General features: G+C 55.2%; 20 protein-coding genes. All 20 read right to left on the reverse strand.

From position 1 onward, the window contains the following. Nucleotides 1-14: 14 nt before the first annotated feature. Nucleotides 15-614: a hypothetical protein gene (locus H8S34_RS13295; RefSeq protein WP_087290214.1), complete on the reverse strand. Its 600-nt coding sequence runs from the start codon at nt 612-614 to the stop codon at nt 15-17. 12 nt (nt 615-626) lie between these two features. Beyond that, entirely contained in the window at nt 627-2,108 is a 1,482-nt protein-coding gene (locus tag H8S34_RS13300) for a hypothetical protein (protein WP_186964247.1), read from the reverse strand. 22 nt (nt 2,109-2,130) lie between these two features. Next, nucleotides 2,131-3,090 carry an NTF2 fold immunity protein gene (locus H8S34_RS13305; protein ID WP_186964248.1) on the reverse strand — a complete coding sequence of 320 codons (960 nt, stop codon included), beginning with the start codon at nt 3,088-3,090 and terminating at the stop codon, nt 2,131-2,133. Nucleotides 3,091-3,104: 14 nt separating this feature from the next. Beyond that, nucleotides 3,105-3,836, reverse strand: a complete 732-nt coding sequence (locus H8S34_RS13310) for a DUF4241 domain-containing protein (RefSeq protein ID WP_436277855.1) — start codon at nt 3,834-3,836, stop codon at nt 3,105-3,107. Nucleotides 3,837-4,057: 221 nt separating this feature from the next. Beyond that, nucleotides 4,058-4,384, reverse strand: a complete 327-nt coding sequence (locus tag H8S34_RS13315) for a DUF5713 family protein (protein ID WP_186964250.1) — start codon at nt 4,382-4,384, stop codon at nt 4,058-4,060. Between the two features lie 16 nt (nt 4,385-4,400). Further along, complete coding sequence (locus tag H8S34_RS13320) at nt 4,401-4,946, reverse strand: hypothetical protein (RefSeq protein ID WP_186964251.1); 546 nt, start codon at nt 4,944-4,946, stop codon at nt 4,401-4,403. Nucleotides 4,947-4,962: 16 nt separating this feature from the next. Beyond that, on the reverse strand, nt 4,963-5,967 hold the full coding sequence (locus H8S34_RS13325; RefSeq protein ID WP_186964252.1) for a DKNYY domain-containing protein: 1,005 nt from the start codon (nt 5,965-5,967) through the stop codon (nt 4,963-4,965). 4 nt (nt 5,968-5,971) lie between these two features. Next, a complete protein-coding gene (locus H8S34_RS13330) occupies nt 5,972-6,826 on the reverse strand; it encodes a YwqG family protein (protein ID WP_006572369.1) in 855 nt (284 codons plus the stop codon). A 23-nt stretch (nt 6,827-6,849) separates the two neighbouring features. After that, nucleotides 6,850-7,404, reverse strand: coding sequence for an SUKH-3 domain-containing protein (locus H8S34_RS13335; RefSeq protein ID WP_186964253.1), 555 nt, complete (start codon nt 7,402-7,404; stop codon nt 6,850-6,852). 26 nt (nt 7,405-7,430) lie between these two features. Then, nucleotides 7,431-8,066, reverse strand: coding sequence for a hypothetical protein (locus H8S34_RS13340; RefSeq protein WP_186964254.1), 636 nt, complete (start codon nt 8,064-8,066; stop codon nt 7,431-7,433). Nucleotides 8,067-8,079: 13 nt separating this feature from the next. Further along, on the reverse strand, nt 8,080-8,919 hold the full coding sequence (locus H8S34_RS13345; protein WP_186964255.1) for a DUF2262 domain-containing protein: 840 nt from the start codon (nt 8,917-8,919) through the stop codon (nt 8,080-8,082). A gap of 13 nt (nt 8,920-8,932) precedes the next feature. Next, nucleotides 8,933-9,526, reverse strand: coding sequence for a hypothetical protein (locus H8S34_RS13350; protein ID WP_186964256.1), 594 nt, complete (start codon nt 9,524-9,526; stop codon nt 8,933-8,935). Between the two features lie 12 nt (nt 9,527-9,538). Then, a complete protein-coding gene (locus H8S34_RS13355) occupies nt 9,539-10,159 on the reverse strand; it encodes a hypothetical protein (protein ID WP_186964257.1) in 621 nt (206 codons plus the stop codon). Between the two features lie 4 nt (nt 10,160-10,163). Further along, nucleotides 10,164-11,243: an ankyrin repeat domain-containing protein gene (locus H8S34_RS13360; protein ID WP_186964258.1), complete on the reverse strand. Its 1,080-nt coding sequence runs from the start codon at nt 11,241-11,243 to the stop codon at nt 10,164-10,166. A 16-nt stretch (nt 11,244-11,259) separates the two neighbouring features. Then, entirely contained in the window at nt 11,260-11,847 is a 588-nt protein-coding gene (locus H8S34_RS13365; protein WP_186964259.1) for a hypothetical protein, read from the reverse strand. Beyond that, a complete protein-coding gene (locus H8S34_RS13370) occupies nt 11,828-12,232 on the reverse strand; it encodes a hypothetical protein (RefSeq protein WP_186964260.1) in 405 nt (134 codons plus the stop codon). Before H8S34_RS13370 ends, H8S34_RS13365 begins: the two co-directional genes overlap by 20 nt. Further along, nucleotides 12,229-12,441: a hypothetical protein gene (locus tag H8S34_RS13375; RefSeq protein WP_055270385.1), complete on the reverse strand. Its 213-nt coding sequence runs from the start codon at nt 12,439-12,441 to the stop codon at nt 12,229-12,231. The genes H8S34_RS13370 and H8S34_RS13375 overlap by 4 nt, the downstream gene beginning before the upstream one ends. A 13-nt stretch (nt 12,442-12,454) precedes the next feature. Next, nucleotides 12,455-12,688, reverse strand: coding sequence for a UbiA prenyltransferase family protein (locus H8S34_RS13380; RefSeq protein WP_006572423.1), 234 nt, complete (start codon nt 12,686-12,688; stop codon nt 12,455-12,457). Nucleotides 12,689-12,706: 18 nt separating this feature from the next. Further along, nucleotides 12,707-13,549: a DUF2262 domain-containing protein gene (locus H8S34_RS13385; RefSeq protein WP_186964261.1), complete on the reverse strand. Its 843-nt coding sequence runs from the start codon at nt 13,547-13,549 to the stop codon at nt 12,707-12,709. 10 nt (nt 13,550-13,559) lie between these two features. Further along, nucleotides 13,560-14,942, reverse strand: coding sequence for a DUF6138 family protein (locus H8S34_RS13390; protein WP_186964262.1), 1,383 nt, complete (start codon nt 14,940-14,942; stop codon nt 13,560-13,562). Nucleotides 14,943-14,947 lie beyond the last annotated feature (5 nt).

The raw sequence follows: 14,947 nt of genomic DNA on the forward strand, positions 1-14,947 counted from the left end.
TCAGGTAATTACTTTCACAGCCGAAACCGGAATGATTTCAAATCTTTTGTTTTGATTGTCAGATCCGAAACGCTCTCTTGCAGGAGCTTTACCTGTTCCAAATATTCCGCAGGTGCGTGGATCTGCTCCAGATAGCCTGCATAGCGGATAATCTGATCCAGCGCCCGTTTCCTGTATTTTGCGATTTCCCCCAAATGGGAATAACTGCGGCCTGACACATAGCTTGGAACATCGATAGACCGAATTGTTTCTATATCAAGCGCCCCATGCTCCTCTTTCTCAGATTTAATGGTGGCCAGCATATCTTCCGCGGAAAAACGGATGCCGCGCTCGCAGAGAAACCGCAGTTCATCAAACAGGTGGTTCGCCACAAAATGTTCAGCCAAGGGCTCAAAAATTACATCATCCTGATACCAGCCTCCGTGGGCGCAGGAGATCAGTTCACGGTAACGCTTATCTGCGATCCACTGGCGCAGTATCTCTTTGCTCCCGCGCATCCATGCGTCCAGTCGGGCTTTTGTTTCTTCGGGGCTATCATAGGCTGTTCCATAGCAGGGCAGACCATTGGCTTTCAGCCACTTGGTCACTGCCTTGCTGAATTTCGTGTAGCTCATGTGATGCCCCTTTCAAAAATCTCGCACATGATCAAACTTCTCAATCAGGGAATCTTTCTGGAGCGTGTCGCCTGGCAGGGCATCCAGGATACCCCGCAGGGCCATGTAAATTTCATCCCGTTCCTCGGTTTCAATGAAGCCCATCTGGTTGAAGGTCTGAGTGTAGGCTGCCACCGCCTCCAGTGCCTGGGCCTGGGTGTCCTCACCCGGTTCAGCGGCCAACTTCATCAGCTGGGAACGGGTCTTGCGGTATTGATCGGCTGCCTTTTTCGCAGCAGCGGCAGGAATATGCTCCGCACCGTCCCAGCCTCGGAAGGGATTGTCCAGGTTTTGCGCCAGCCACTCCGGTTTCCGGGGTTTGGTGAGGCGCAGATCCATGCCCAGCTTGCCTTTCCAAAGCTGTTTTGCCGCTTTTGCCGCCGTTTCCGGCATGCTGGTCATCCAGAACCAGCGAAGTTCCGGCATCTGTTCCGGGGTGGGGATGTCGTCCGCCCCGAAACCGAACAGGTCGAAGGTGGAGAGGTTCGTCAGTTCCCGGAACCCTCGCACAGCGGAGAAGTTCCCCAGGTTTCCCGGCGCACCCCAGAGCCTCAGCTCCTTCAGGTGGGGATGGACAGCAGCCAGTCCGGTCAGATCAAAGTCCTTCAGCTGGATGCCATGCAGCCCCCATAGGTTCGGCAGTTCCGTATGCGGGCGGTATTCCCCGATAAATTGGAGGGTCAGACCGCCGCCATCTTCGGGGGCATGGATGGTACAGACGTCCGGCCCCTTGTTCTGGAACAGAAGTTGCTCTGTTCCCTCACACAGCCACAGCTCCTGAAGGCCGGTCATGTCCAGCATCAGCTTTCTGATGCTGGTGCCCCGCAGATCAAGTGTCCTCTGACCGTGGTTCAGCAAAGTCACTTCATTAACAAAGGGGGTTTCCCGCAAAAACTCCAGCAGATTCGGGTGCCACCGCTCGCAGATGAGGGTGGAGAGGCAAGGCAGCGCCTTTAGTTCCAGCGCCGAATCGAATGGTTCGTACTGGTCCATCACCCGATGGCTGCTGACCTTCAGCGGGATGCCGCCGATCTCTGTTTGCTCGTCGCTCTCCATGGCCTCCTTGAAGGCCCGCCGCCGTTCCTCAGGGATGGCCTGCCACCGGATCTGGAGGTACACATCATAGCCGTCACTCCAGCCGCCGTAGGAGCGGCAGGGCTGGTCGGTGAAAGGCGGAAGTGTGCCCACCAGCTTATACTGGGGCGGGACCTCCAACGGCACCCGCAGCAGATGAAGGTCGCGGGACCAGTACATGAAGTCCTTGTAGAGTGGGCGGAGATGGGGCAGTTCGTCCGCGGTTAGAGGGGCGTCTCCCACCCAATCCAGAGAGAGGATCACCGCCCAAGACTCTTTGCTCACCGTGTCCGGCGGCGCAATATAGGCCACCTGACAGGCGGTGTAGCGTTTCAGATATTGGTTGTAGACTGTATAGACCTCTCCGGCTTGTACTCTCATACCTGCGCCTCTCTCTGATATCTTATAGTCCGGTTCGCTGCCAGCCGTCCAGCCGCTCCTGCACCCCGTCGATCATCCAGCCCTCGCCCACGCGCTTCATGAGAAAGCGGCGGTCAAAGCCGGTGTTTTTCTCTCTGGTGTAGATGTAGAGTTTGTTCTTGGTGATCTGCTCCGCGTCAAGGAATTCTTCCCCGTTGTAGGTGCCCTGGGCACTGTATGAGAGGCCCAGAGGCCGATAGCCCGGATGGGGCTTTTCGCTCACATACTTTTCCCAGATCGCCAGCAGGCGGGGCACAGCCTGGGCATCTTCAAACCCGGCCTGCTCCATGTACTGCTCCCATTCTGTCATTTCCGCAAAGAAAGTGGACAACACCCTGCGGCATTCCGCCGCCGCCTGTTCATCCAGCTGGACGGGCTTTTTGGCCTTTTCCCGCTGGAGCTGGGAGAAGTTTTCCATCTGCTCCCTGGTGAATTGCACATGGGCCACCGGCTCGATGCGGTTGTTGCCGGCGATGGCCAGCAGGCCCTCATAGGTAACGGCGGTATGGTCGATCTGAATGTGGGAGAGCTTGGGAATGGAGGCCGCCTGGAGCAGACCGGCATCATCCAGCCCGGTGCGGTTGAGTGTCAGAAGGTCCAGCTTGCAGCCTTTCAGGGCGGACAGGCCGCTGCCGTGGATGGCGGCATTGCCGTCCAGCAGCAGATAGCGCAGCTTGGGCATAGTGGAAAAAACGGGGAAACAGGCGTCAGTGAGCGCACCGTCCTCCACGCCGAAGTTGGCCATGCTTTTATGCCCGGCAAAGGGGGCAAGCAGGTCATCGGTCACCGGATAGCCTTTCACATGGAAGCCCACCAGGGTGTAACCGGCCAGCCGTTCCATGATCTCTGCGGTCAGCTCCGGGATTTCAAACTGCTTTTCTCCGTCTAAGGTCAGGACACCACTTACCCAGTCCGCTGTCCGCACCCGTTTCGGCCATTCCATCGCTGTTTCCCTCCTTACGCCTGCTCCTTGTAGCTGGCTTCAATGTCGATGAAGCGCACATACACGGCGCAGATTTCGCCCTTGGCGTCATAGCCAAAGTAGACGGGATAGTAACCGTCCCCCCAGCCGGAGGCGAAGATGGGCAGGTTGCAGTCCGTGTCCGGCACCGTCCAGTTGAGCCAGTCGCCGCAGTCCCCCTGATATTTGGGGTGGGCTTTGGCGTTTTCCTCCAGAAGATCGCAGAACAGATCGTTGTAGGGGTCGATGTCCGGGTCTTCCTCCAACCGCTTGGCCCAGTATGTCTTGAAGGCCGCCTGGGTCTGGATGTCCGCCACACAGCCCATCCCGGCGTCTACGCCAAAACCAAAATACTCGTCCTCGCCCACTTCCTCGTCCAGATCCTCTTTGCCGGTCATGCCCAGCTCATAGCGGACAGGCTTCTCCCGGCTGACCTCCACCTTGACGCAGGCGTAGCGGTCGCCGTATTTCTCACTGGGCACCACGCAGATCTTCACGGGATAAGTCCCGGCGGGGATCGTCTGGATAAAGGGCGGCGTGTCCTCCAGCTCCACCATCGGATCGCAGGCGAAGATCATTCCTGTGGGAAAACGGACGGCGCCGATGTTCAGCACATCCACGCCCATGGTCCCGATCACTTTCTCTGTGAAATGAGCGTCCAGATCCGTTTTGCAGGCCAGTTTGTTCTTAACGGATTCATATTTGTTCAGCCATTCTGTTGTCGGCATGGTAGTTTCCTCCTGTTTGTCGTGTTTCTGGATGTACTCGCTCTTAGAGCCGTCCCAGTAGCAGTTCACACACCGGCCATTCAGGAAACGATGGGGACAATTTGGGTAGCCATAGAGAACATGAGCACATTCCGGGCACAGTCCCATCATCTGTGAGGAGCCTTTGAAAAACAGGCTGCCGCACTCATCACAGACGGCCAGTTCTTTTTCTGCCATGAGGTTCACCAGTCCCGTTCCCGGATGGCCTCCTCGGTATCAATGGGGATGTTGAACCACTCCAGAATGTAGGCCACATTTGCTGCAATGCATTCCCGTGCCACAGTTTCGATCTCGCTGTCGTTCTCGTCAAACTCCTCTTGGAGATCATTGATGCCGCAGACCGCCTCGTCCAGCGTCTCCTGCACCACTTCGGTGTCGGTTTCGCCGCTCTCCAGCAGGTCGATGACCTTCTGAAGTTCGTCCTTTACCTTGTCCACCAGAAAGGCAGGATAGTAATCGTCCTGATACATCTCGTCCAGCAGTTTGTAGTTGGGATCAAATGCTTTCATAGGGATTGCTCCTTTCTCATTCAAACATCAGGCCGTATGATTCGGTCAGGCTGCCATCATCCTCATGGAAAATACACTGATACAGAGGCTGGCGCTGTGTTGCTTTGCGGAACCGCTCCAGAACCGGAGCCAGCGGCTCATCGGTAGGGATGCCGAGAGCATCAGCTACCCGCCGCCAGCTGTCCATATCCATATCTTCCAAGTTGATGTTGCGCTGCCTCTGTCCGTATTCCTCCAGTGTTTTGGAGTCCGCATACTCCTTTGCGTCACAGCAGTCGTGCCAGCAGATGCAGCTCACAATCAGTGAAAAAAGGTCATCCATGCTCTCAGCCAGACGGCCTGCCTCACCTTCGCTGCTGTAATAGCCGATGGAGCCATCTTCCAACAGGTGGTATTCTCCACCGGAGCCATCTCTGGCAAAAGCCATACCGGGCAGTGTGAAGGTTGCTCGACCATCCGCCTCATCCCTCGGAGACAACTCATCCAGCAGGAAGAAGTCAAAAAGGGAATCAAACTCCTCTGCCAGATCAGGGTCATCACGCAGTGCTTTCAAATAATCCATAGCCGTTTTCCTCCGTCTACTGTTCTGGTTTTAACTCATACAGCCTTTCCAGCCACAGCGGTTCTTCAATCATCTCATCGTTTTGGTAAAAATGTTCCTTGTCACGGGCCAGATGATCGGCAAGCGGTGGTGCGTCCAACGGGGTGCATACCGCAAAACTGTCCCGATCCGCCCCCTTAATCTCCCGGTTGAGGTAGTACACCCGCCTGGCATCGCGGGAATACCAGTGACCGAGCAATTCCCATGAGGGCAGATCCGCCTTGGAAAGCTGCTTACCGTAAGCATAGATTCGTTTCTCATCCCTGGCAAAATAGGTATCGCCCAACGAGCGGAAAGAGGAAACTTCCGCGCCTTTGATGATCTTCACCTTGCCGTCTCCGTTGTGGAAGTAGACCTGCCGGCTGTCCTTTGCATATCCCTGGGGCGCACCCGAATCGTTCTGGCCATTGTCCAACACCTGGAAGGCTGTCAGCTCTACATCTGGGATTCTCCCGCTGGTAGTGTAGACGGCTGTTTTGTCCATCGCGTAGGCATAGTTTAACACCCGAAACGATGCCGGGTCTGCTCCACGCAGGCGAATCCCACCGAGAAAGCAGGCCGTAGAGGATTTGCCCCAGTAATGCCAGCAGCAGAAGTCTTTGGGCGAAACACCCTTCAACAAGCCGTTTTCATATAGGCCGGAGAAATAGACGGCTCCATCTTGAAGGAAAAACTCATTGTCCACCGGCTCTGTGCTGGTGATCGGCTGCAGCAGTTCTTCGTGATGATCTGTTATGCTCAGCTCGATCTCGTCGTCGCTGTAAACTAAGTAGAGTCCATGAGGGGCCTTTCTATCGAAATGCAGTTCAATGTCATGATATTTGAGGATCAAAGGTTTCCCGTGGCTTCTCATGGTGGAAACGGCATCGGGATTCCCGAAAATTTCTATCACCTCATCCTGTGACATACCAAATTTCAGCGGTGAAATGTTCTGGGGATTCTGCAATATTTGATTGCGCCAAATAGTAAAGTCCTGTTTCATATTTTTAACAGCACTGGAGGACCAGCCAGATCCGGTCAAAGCGGCGGGCGGCCAGATCCTCTTTGGTGATATAGAAATAGATGTGCCCGCAGTCTCCGAACATCAACTCGAAGTCACCCTGCTCCACGGTATCCAGCTGGAACAGCAGCATCCAGCGGTCACGGGCCGTTTCTTCCGCCTGTTGGCGGATATCCTTCGGGATTCTATTCCAGTTTTCGGGATTCCCCAGGCGATAGCCCTGGGATACCAGGTCGCACTCGTCGAACATACTGTTCTGGATCACATCGGGCCAACCCAGCAGCTGGGAGCGATCCTCCGGGTCCTCGGGGTCCTCGCCGGTCAGTTCCTCCCAAGCCTCGTCGAAAGCGTCGTCATCCTCCTCATCCGGGAACACCTCGCTGAAGTCCTCCCAGGAAGGATAGGAGTATTTTGAGTCCATCTTGATTTTGACCATAGGAAATTTGAAGTCTTCCTCCATATCCGCCGGGAAGTCAGCGGCGGACAGCGCGGACATGTCCTCGAACCAGTAGACGCGGGCACAGCCCTGATCCTTGGGGTCATAGCCCCAGCACTGGGTATCCGTCTCATAGAAGAAGGAGAGCAGGCCGTGATCAGGCAGAAGATGCTCTTTGTCAAACTGGGCCAGCTCCGCACAGTTGAACTGAGCCAGGAAAGTGAGAGGACGATCCTTCACCACATGGTCATAGCTCTCGCCCTCATAGGTGGGCCAAACGAAGTCCGGCGGCACATCCGGCTTCCCGCCAAAGCGGGTAGCGCCCAGTTTGTATGTTTCTTTTCTGGCAATTTTCAGCTGAATGCTGTTTCTGCCCAACGACTCCAGTTTCTCTTTGATGCTCATGTCAGTTCCTCCTTGAAGAGTTCTTACAGCTTTCCATCCAGTGCCTCAACCGTTTTCATGGCAGCGGAATCAAATTTACACTGCCGCAGGTCCCGTTCGATCAGGGCAAACACATCTGGAAAGCACTCGATCTCATCCTGATACTCATATTTCGCATACAGTTTCCCGTACTCGGAGATCCAAACCTCCGCCGGGTAGTAGTAGCCGATATGACCGATGGGCTGGCATTTTTCACCGGCAGCCTGTTCGATCTCTGCCAGTTCACAGCCGGACATATCCCGAAAATAGGCTTCTTCCAAATGGTTTTTGATTCCATTGACCAGGTAAGGGAACAAAGCGAATTGGAAGTCAGCCGCCCAGCTCAGTCTTTTCTGCTCCAGGTACCACTCACAGCACAGGCCGAAATACTTGCGGTAAAACCGCTGGGTGGTCTTCATCATAGGGACACCATGATCGGCGTAATACTTCTCCGCAATGGAGATGTCCACTTTTCGCCCTTCCTGCCATCCGGCGTACTCCATCAGCTGCTTGACCTTGCTTTTGAGATCGCCGGAGATGGGGATGCGTTCTTTGATCATTCGATTCCTCTCCTGTCGGCTGCCAATCAAAGTTCATTTGGATACCCGATCTTGTCCAGACCCGCCTTTATTTCTTCCCATTCATTGCGCTTAGGGTTCAACACAGCGACCAGTTCTTTTGTTACCGGAACCCCATCAGCAAGCTGGCGCACAGCCTCCAAAGGCAGGTCTGCTGGGTAAAACCACTTCCCGTAATCCACATAGCTCTGTGGATTACCATCAATCGTGGAGAGCAGATCCTTGGATGCGTCCTCGCCGTCCATGGGATTGCAGTGCCATGTGGTGCCATCTTCCGTCCAGACGCAGAAGGTGCTTTTCATCTTTTTGACTTCACGGCTGCCCATGAGCTTTTGCAAAGCAGAGGGCATTCCATCCGTCAGGTCTTCGATACGAGGAAGTTTTTCCTCCCAGTCGTAGAGTTCGGAATCCACACCGTTGATTACACAGCCTTCCGGCGCAAACATGACGATCATGCTCTGGTCACTGCCATCAGTGGCAAAGAATGCCTCTTTGCCTTTTCGCCATGCGGGGTTGTATGTATAGTGGCGGATGAAGCTCCATTCCTCCTCCACCATGATGATGTCCAGAGCCGCCAGCCCTTTGCAGAAGTTTTTCAGGCGCTCCGCATTGGGAAGGCCAGATAAATCTTTTGTGGAAATCATTACGCTATCCTCCTTACCCCTCAATATTGGCAGTTTTGAGGCCCTTTTTCAAGGAGCCGTAGACCGTCACCGCATGGTCGGTGAACATCTCGTCGCAGTCAAACCAGGCGGTGAAGCTGCCGCCGGAGGTGACGGACAGGCTCGTCATGCTGATCCGACGGGCCAATTCTTCCTCTGTGATGGGGTCTGTTTCCGGGTCACGGAGATTTTCTTCATCTTGGGAGAGCCAGTTGTTGGCCAGCTCGGTCAGGTTCTTTGCCGCAAGCTCCCGCATGGCTTTGTCCCAGGTGTCACAGTCGGCCAGCAGCTTCTTGGCGGCACTGCGAGCGCGGGTCCAGGAGGGCTTGCTCTCGGCATTGACTTCCAGAGAAAGGCTCACATCCTTTCCGCACCACTGGATTTCGCCCTCGAAGGTATCATAGTCCTTGTCCAGTGTCAGTTCTCCCAGCACCTGGTCCTGAATCACCACCGGCTTGTGGTACTCCTCCAGAACGGCCTGGAGTTCCGGGCAGTCCTCGTGGGCCTTGACCACCTGGGAGATACACCAGGGCTGCACCACCAGGTCCTTTGCCCATTCTTCCTTCATCCGGCGGATCTTCAGGCGGCAGATCTGCTCGCTTTGAAAGCGTCCCCAGCCCTTGTCGCTGTTACGCTCCTCGTCGGTGACCGGCCATTCCAGATGCTCCTCTTTGGTGCTGACCTTGCCGGTGTCACAGAACACCATGCCCAGTGTCACAACGGTCATTTCCCAAAAACTGCCTTTCCAGTTATATCCGCCCCCAATGCAGCGATTGATCAGAGCGACCACTTCCTGCTCCTCGGGCTCGTACATCTCATAGAATTCTTCAAACATTGCGTATCCTCCGTTATAGCCTTTCCAGAACTGCCGCGATCTTGGGACCAAACTCCGTGGAAACTTCCCGCTCCAGTACACCTCGATAGGCCAGCACCGCCTGCCAGGAGTAGTAATAGAAGCTGTAGAACTCTTCTGCAGAGAAGACCTCGTCCTCCTCGTAGCGCATCTCATCTTCTTCCTCGTCGTATTCCTCCGACCACAGGTATTCTTCCTTCAGCAAATCGGAGAAGCAGGGGAGGGGAGAGGCATGTTCCATCTCGTCTCCATCGTGAAAGCACTGGAGGATGCAGGTAAAGAAGTCCAGCAGTTCCCCGGCCAGGAAATGGGCCACAGGGTTCTGCCCGCTGTCTGCGAGGGCCTTCTCCAGAATTCGGCACAGGAACACCATGCCAAAGGGGGTAGTGTGCCACAGGGTACTCTGATGCTCCATGTTGGTGGTGAGCTCGTAGAGAGACTCTTTGGCGGACGCTAAATCACGCATCTGCTCCAGCACAGTCAGGTGGGCGGGAAAATCTGTCCCCCGGCCATAGGCGGTGGTGAGCCGGTGCCACGGGACATCCGTGACCTTGAGATGGGTGATGTAGGTCCTGTTTTCTTCTGTCATGTTGTCGCCCCCTTATCCCGTTATCTGGCTGCGGTACTCCTTCTCCAGCGCGGTGTACCACCGATTCAGCATGGTTTCCAGGCTGGTTTTCCCACCTCGGTCTGTAAAAACAAGGAACTTTTGCATCAGTCTGGGGAATAGATATTTGCCCGCTGTTGTCAGATCCTGATTGAGATAGACCATCCGCAGGATACGGCCCTGCCGGTCCAGAGGATTCTTTTTCAGCAGTTCCTTTTCAAAGCAGAAGCGCAGGAAGACCACATTCTTGTCGTAGAAGTCCTCCACCACAGCCGCGCCAATGCTGGTGTATGTGATGTCGTACACCAAACGGCTCCAGTCAAATTTCTCAGCATAGAGCAGTTTCAGCGCCTTCGCCCAGTGTTCCTCCGGGATCACCAGCATCCTGTGCTGGGCGGTGCTGGAGTAGCCACGGTAGACGGGTTCCGGCTGCCCCAGGAGTTCACTCACACTGTCGGCGTAGACGAAGCACAGCTCCTCATCGAACAGGCCGCCGATGAAGTTGCCGTTGCAGTACAACATATAATTCTTGGACTTGGCCGGAGAATAAGAGAGGCTATATTCCTGCGAGTCCAGGCTTTTATGTACCTTGTTCAGAAAATCTATTGATGTCATGGCTTTACTCCTCAAACTCGCCCTCGATCATCCCGTTCAGATACCGGCCGGGATCTGCGATGAAGTCATCCCATTTGGCCAGAGGGTGGAATTCCTCATGCTCGATGTCCAGATACCACAGCTTTTTATCCCTGAGGCTCCACAGCAGCAGATAGTCGCTGTAGTTGTCCATCTGCACCATGAGGGAGAGCAGCTTCTTCCGTTTCCAGGTCATCTCCTGCACATCCATGAAGGAGTAGAGCTCCGCCCACTTCACCCATTCCTGATCCGGGAACTCCAGCCGCAGGGGGCCGGTCTTCAAGTATTCCACCAGCTTGGCAGGTAGCTTGTAGGGCATGAGCTGCCGGATCTTTTCCTGCTCATTGTGCCATTCCTCCGGTTCCAGGGCCTTCAGGTAGTCGGCCATCTCCTGATTCTTGTTCTGAACTGCCACACTGTAGGGACGGTCGCCGTATTTGTCAACAATGGTGATGTCCGCCCCATGTTCCACCAGCCAGCGCACCATGGGGAAATTGTTGGAGCGGGCGGCCTCGGTGACAGGGGTCGAGGCATACGGGAACACCATGTCCGGCTTGTGGTAATTGATATCCGCCCCTTTTTCCAACAGCAGTTTGGCAAGCTCGGCCTGTCCATCGGACACAGCCGCACAGAACGCCTCGCCGCCGAACTGGTTCACTGTGATCCCGGCTTGCTCCAGCACCGGGATATTCTCCGGGCGCTTGCCCCAGCGCACTTCCTGGAAGGCCCGCTCTTTCTGCTTCGGGCTGAGTTTTGCGGCCTGTCCAGCAAAGAGCACCACCACCTCCGGCCCACAACAGCGGGCAGCGGTGAGCAGCAGGGGCTGTTCCTCTGCTAGACCGGGATCAGCTCCATGCTCCAGTAGGAAGTGAATCATGGGCACATCATTCCGAAAAACCCCGATCTCCAATGGCATCAGCTTGATGTATTCGCTGAGCTGGATGGGAACATCCAAATCCAGACCGCCTTGGAGCAAAGCCTCCAGTTTGGGAGTGTCATGGTCACAGATGGCGGCAGCCGTTTCCGGGAGAGTCTCCCAGCGGCCAATATATCCGATCTCGTACATAAGGCACCTGCTTTCTCTATCCCACAATGGTGGTTTCCTTGACAGCCAGATTGTCATAATCCATGGCGATCAGCTTCTCGGCGGCCTCCGGGGTACACATGAACCAGGTGCTCACGCCCCAGGCGTCCACCCTTGTGACGGTGAAGAAGTCAGTTTGGGCAGAAGCAGGTTCTCTTGCGTCAATATAGTAGTCGGAGTAGAGATACACCAGATCCACCTCTCGCTCCGGCAGCCACTTGGCCCGGCGCGCACGCGGTTTGCCGTTTTTCAGAGTCTTTTCTCTGGGGTTCTCAAACCACGCCAGTTCCTTGAGTTTCAGACCGGTGAAGGTATCCATGAGCTGCTGGGCAATCTCCCGGTGGGTAAATACCCCGCAGTTCCAGGAGCCCATCAGCCATGTCTGTATAAAGTCGCCCACCTTGCTGCCGGGGGCAGGCGGCCCATAGACACTCTCATCCGCCCACATGACCTCCATTTTCTCGCACTGATCCGGCCGGGGACAGGGCTGCTTGTTGCCGTATCGGTACATGATATTCACATAACCGAAGTCCTTGCCGGTTCGGTCGTGACCGACGGCTTCCACTTTATAGGCAGTTATAGACATTGCAGTTCACCTCCTGAGCCAGTACAAATCCGCACAGCCCAAGGCAAGAGTCAATGATAAATACCCGGATGTGCTCCCGATCCATGCGCTCCCGCAGTTCCTCGATGCTGCAACAGGCGGGAAAGCCGTAAGAGATGGTCCCGTCCAGCAGGTCTTTGTACTGTTCAAAAAAACCGTCCACAGTGATTTCGTCCATGCCAAAGAGGATATTGTCCTGAACCACATTCTCAAACCAGTGGGCCAGCAGGCCGGTGAAGTGAACGGATACTTTCTCTCCGGCCTCGGTCTGGGTATCCATGTGCAGGGTATGGGCTTCAAAGTCAGCGCAGTAGCGCAGGACTCTGTTGTCATGCAGGCCATCAAAAGAGCAAATCAGCGTACTCATAGGGATTCCTCTTCGTCCATGAGCTGCTCCTGGACCTCTTTGGGCAGATCGTTCCATAAAATGTCGTATGTAAAATCCCGAATCTCCGGGTAACACTCCCGCGCGGTCTTTTCTGCCGTTTCCCGATCCAGGTAGTGCATCTCTTGGTGGAAAAACCAGTTGAGCTTTTCCATCAGCCGATAGAGGCGGATTTGTTCTTCTTGGGTCATGGGACACAGCCTCCTAATTCAGTGCCATTACAAGGCTCCAAATGCTGACCACGATCAGCACGATTCCCAGTAGGAAGAAGATCACCCGCCTGGAGCCACGGCCATAGCGGTGAGAGTCCGGCTTACCGGTGGGGTCGCAGAGCCAGTTCCAGTTCATGATGGCCCCAATCAGCAGGACAGCGCCGATGATCAGGGTTACCCAGTTCCAATGTTCCTGTAAAAAAACCGTGATCTGCTCGCTGTTCATTTAGGTTTCCTCCTATCCTTATCCCTGTATATCAGCGTCAACGGGGCCTTTTTTCAGCGTTCCATTCACCGTGACCACATGGCCCCAGAACATATCGTCGTCTTCATACCAGGCGGTAAAACGCCCACCAGGAGATACTGTAAACTCAGTGAGCAGGATGCGATGGGCAAACTCATCCTCGGTGATGGGGTCTTTCTCCGGGTCTCGGTTGGTCTGGTCATTGTCCGCCAGCCACTCGTTGGCCTGAGCGGTGAGCTTCTGGGCAGCCATCGCTCGCAGGGACTTATCCCAGGCTTCCTGATCTGCCAGCAGTTTTTTCATCACATTGGTAACGCGGGTCCAGGATGCTTTCTTTTCAATCTCCACATCCAGTGAGATTTGGATGTCTTTTCCCATCCACCGGCAAGTCCCGTTGAACATACTCATTTCACGATCCATCGTGAGGGTCCCCAGCACTTCGTCCTCCAGAAGAATGGGCTTTGTGTACTCCGTCCAAATCTCCTCCAGTGCCGGACAGGGTACGCCTTCCTCCAGTACCTCCGTGACATACCACTGAGGTTCGTAGAGGGCATCACCTTTCCAGCTGCGGGCTTTGATCCGGTAGATCTGGCCCTTGGAAAACCGCTTGGAATATTCGCCGGCTTCCCGCTCCTTGTCCGTCAGCGGCCAGCTCAGGTAGCATTGGCCGGAGATCACCTGCCCGGTCTGGACATCTGCCATGGCGAGGGCATGGGTATGCGCCGTCCAGAAAGTATCCAGAAAGGTTTTGCCCGCGCTGACACCGTCCTGAATTAGTACCAGCTTTTCCTCATCTTCCGGGGCGTACAGGGCAATAAAGTCCTTGACCGTTCTCTTTTTCATGGCGTTCTCCTTACGCAAATACTTGCTGGTATTTCTCTTTCAGTTCCTTCGGCGCCGACTTGATGACTTTGCTACCGCCGTTTTCGGAGGACGGACCCCAGATGGCCCAGAGCAGGCTCCGCCAGGCGATGGCCCGGAATTTCGGGTCCTTGTCCTCTTCCGGCAGGAGATAAGCGGAAAAACGGCGCTTGACTGCCAGCAGCGCATCCAGGCTTTCCGCATTGGTAATCAGGCTGCGGAATTCCTTGGCAGGCTCCAGCCACTGCATAGATAATGCACCCCGAACCAATACCCCCAGTGTCCACGGTTGGAAACCAAACTTCCGGATCAAGGCATGAAGGAATTTCCCTTGCAGGGAGGAGTGCTCGTCGTCGCAGAGATCCAGATACTCCGTCACCAGCGGTGCCCATGATTCTCCCTCCAACCCCAGAGCGAACACAGCGAAAGTACCGGGCATCGCACAGGCTTCATCCGCGAGGTTTTGGTACCACTCATACTCCCGCATAGCCAGACGAGCGTATCGCTCCATAGCTGGATGCAGATTGGGGTGCTGCACAGCGCAGGCAAAGAGCTGATTGACTCCTTTCTTGGGCAAGCCGGGAATGGGCAGATAGATTTTCTCCTTTCCTCTGAACTCCACTGAGTAACTGCAGGGGAATTCCTCCTGCTCCAGCACCGCACACAGGTAGTCCAGGATTTCAGCATAGCACTCCTCCGTGGAGTCCCTGGCGGTGATGCGGATAGTAGCAAACGCATCATTGGCCGATGCGGTGAAATGCTCCGTCTTACGCTGCTGGATTTCCTTTGGTAATTTGCCGCTGCCGGCTGTTTTCAGCTGCTTCACCATATCTGGGCGAAGCTGGGAAACCAGGCCAAGGATGTGTTCAGTGGTGAGGGATTCAAAACTCTGCCCATACACCGTATGGCAGACCGCCACATAGCAGGCAAAGCGCAGCAGACCTTCATCCACATCCTCCGGGCGCAATTCCGGCAGTACTGTGCAGGGCGGAAAGACGGTAAACCCATCTTCCCGCTCTCCCACAAGGAAGTAGCGTTCCTGCACCTGCTTTTCTATGTACTTCTCCAACTCATAGCGGATCTCTTGCCAGCCCACCAGCCGCCGCATGGCGTCGCAGAGAGTGACGGCATCCTCACAGGGAAATCCTTTCAACGGCAGCCCGGTCAGATACCGCTCCAGCAGTTGATCCGGAAGAAAGGGTGTCCCGTTGTGATTTCGCACCACAGTCGGGTAGGCGGAGTGATTTTCACGGGCGGTGCCGTTCAGCACATCCTGAATGCAGAGATCCGCCTCCGCCAGTACCTCCGGGGAAGTGTCCGGCTTGTGGATCAGATAGTAGCGGTCATGCACGCCATCACGCTTTGGCAAACTCATGGCAA

The sequence above is a fragment of the Pseudoflavonifractor hominis genome (genome assembly GCF_014288125.1).
Lineage (GTDB): Bacteria > Bacillota > Clostridia > Oscillospirales > Oscillospiraceae > Pseudoflavonifractor_A > Pseudoflavonifractor_A gallinarum.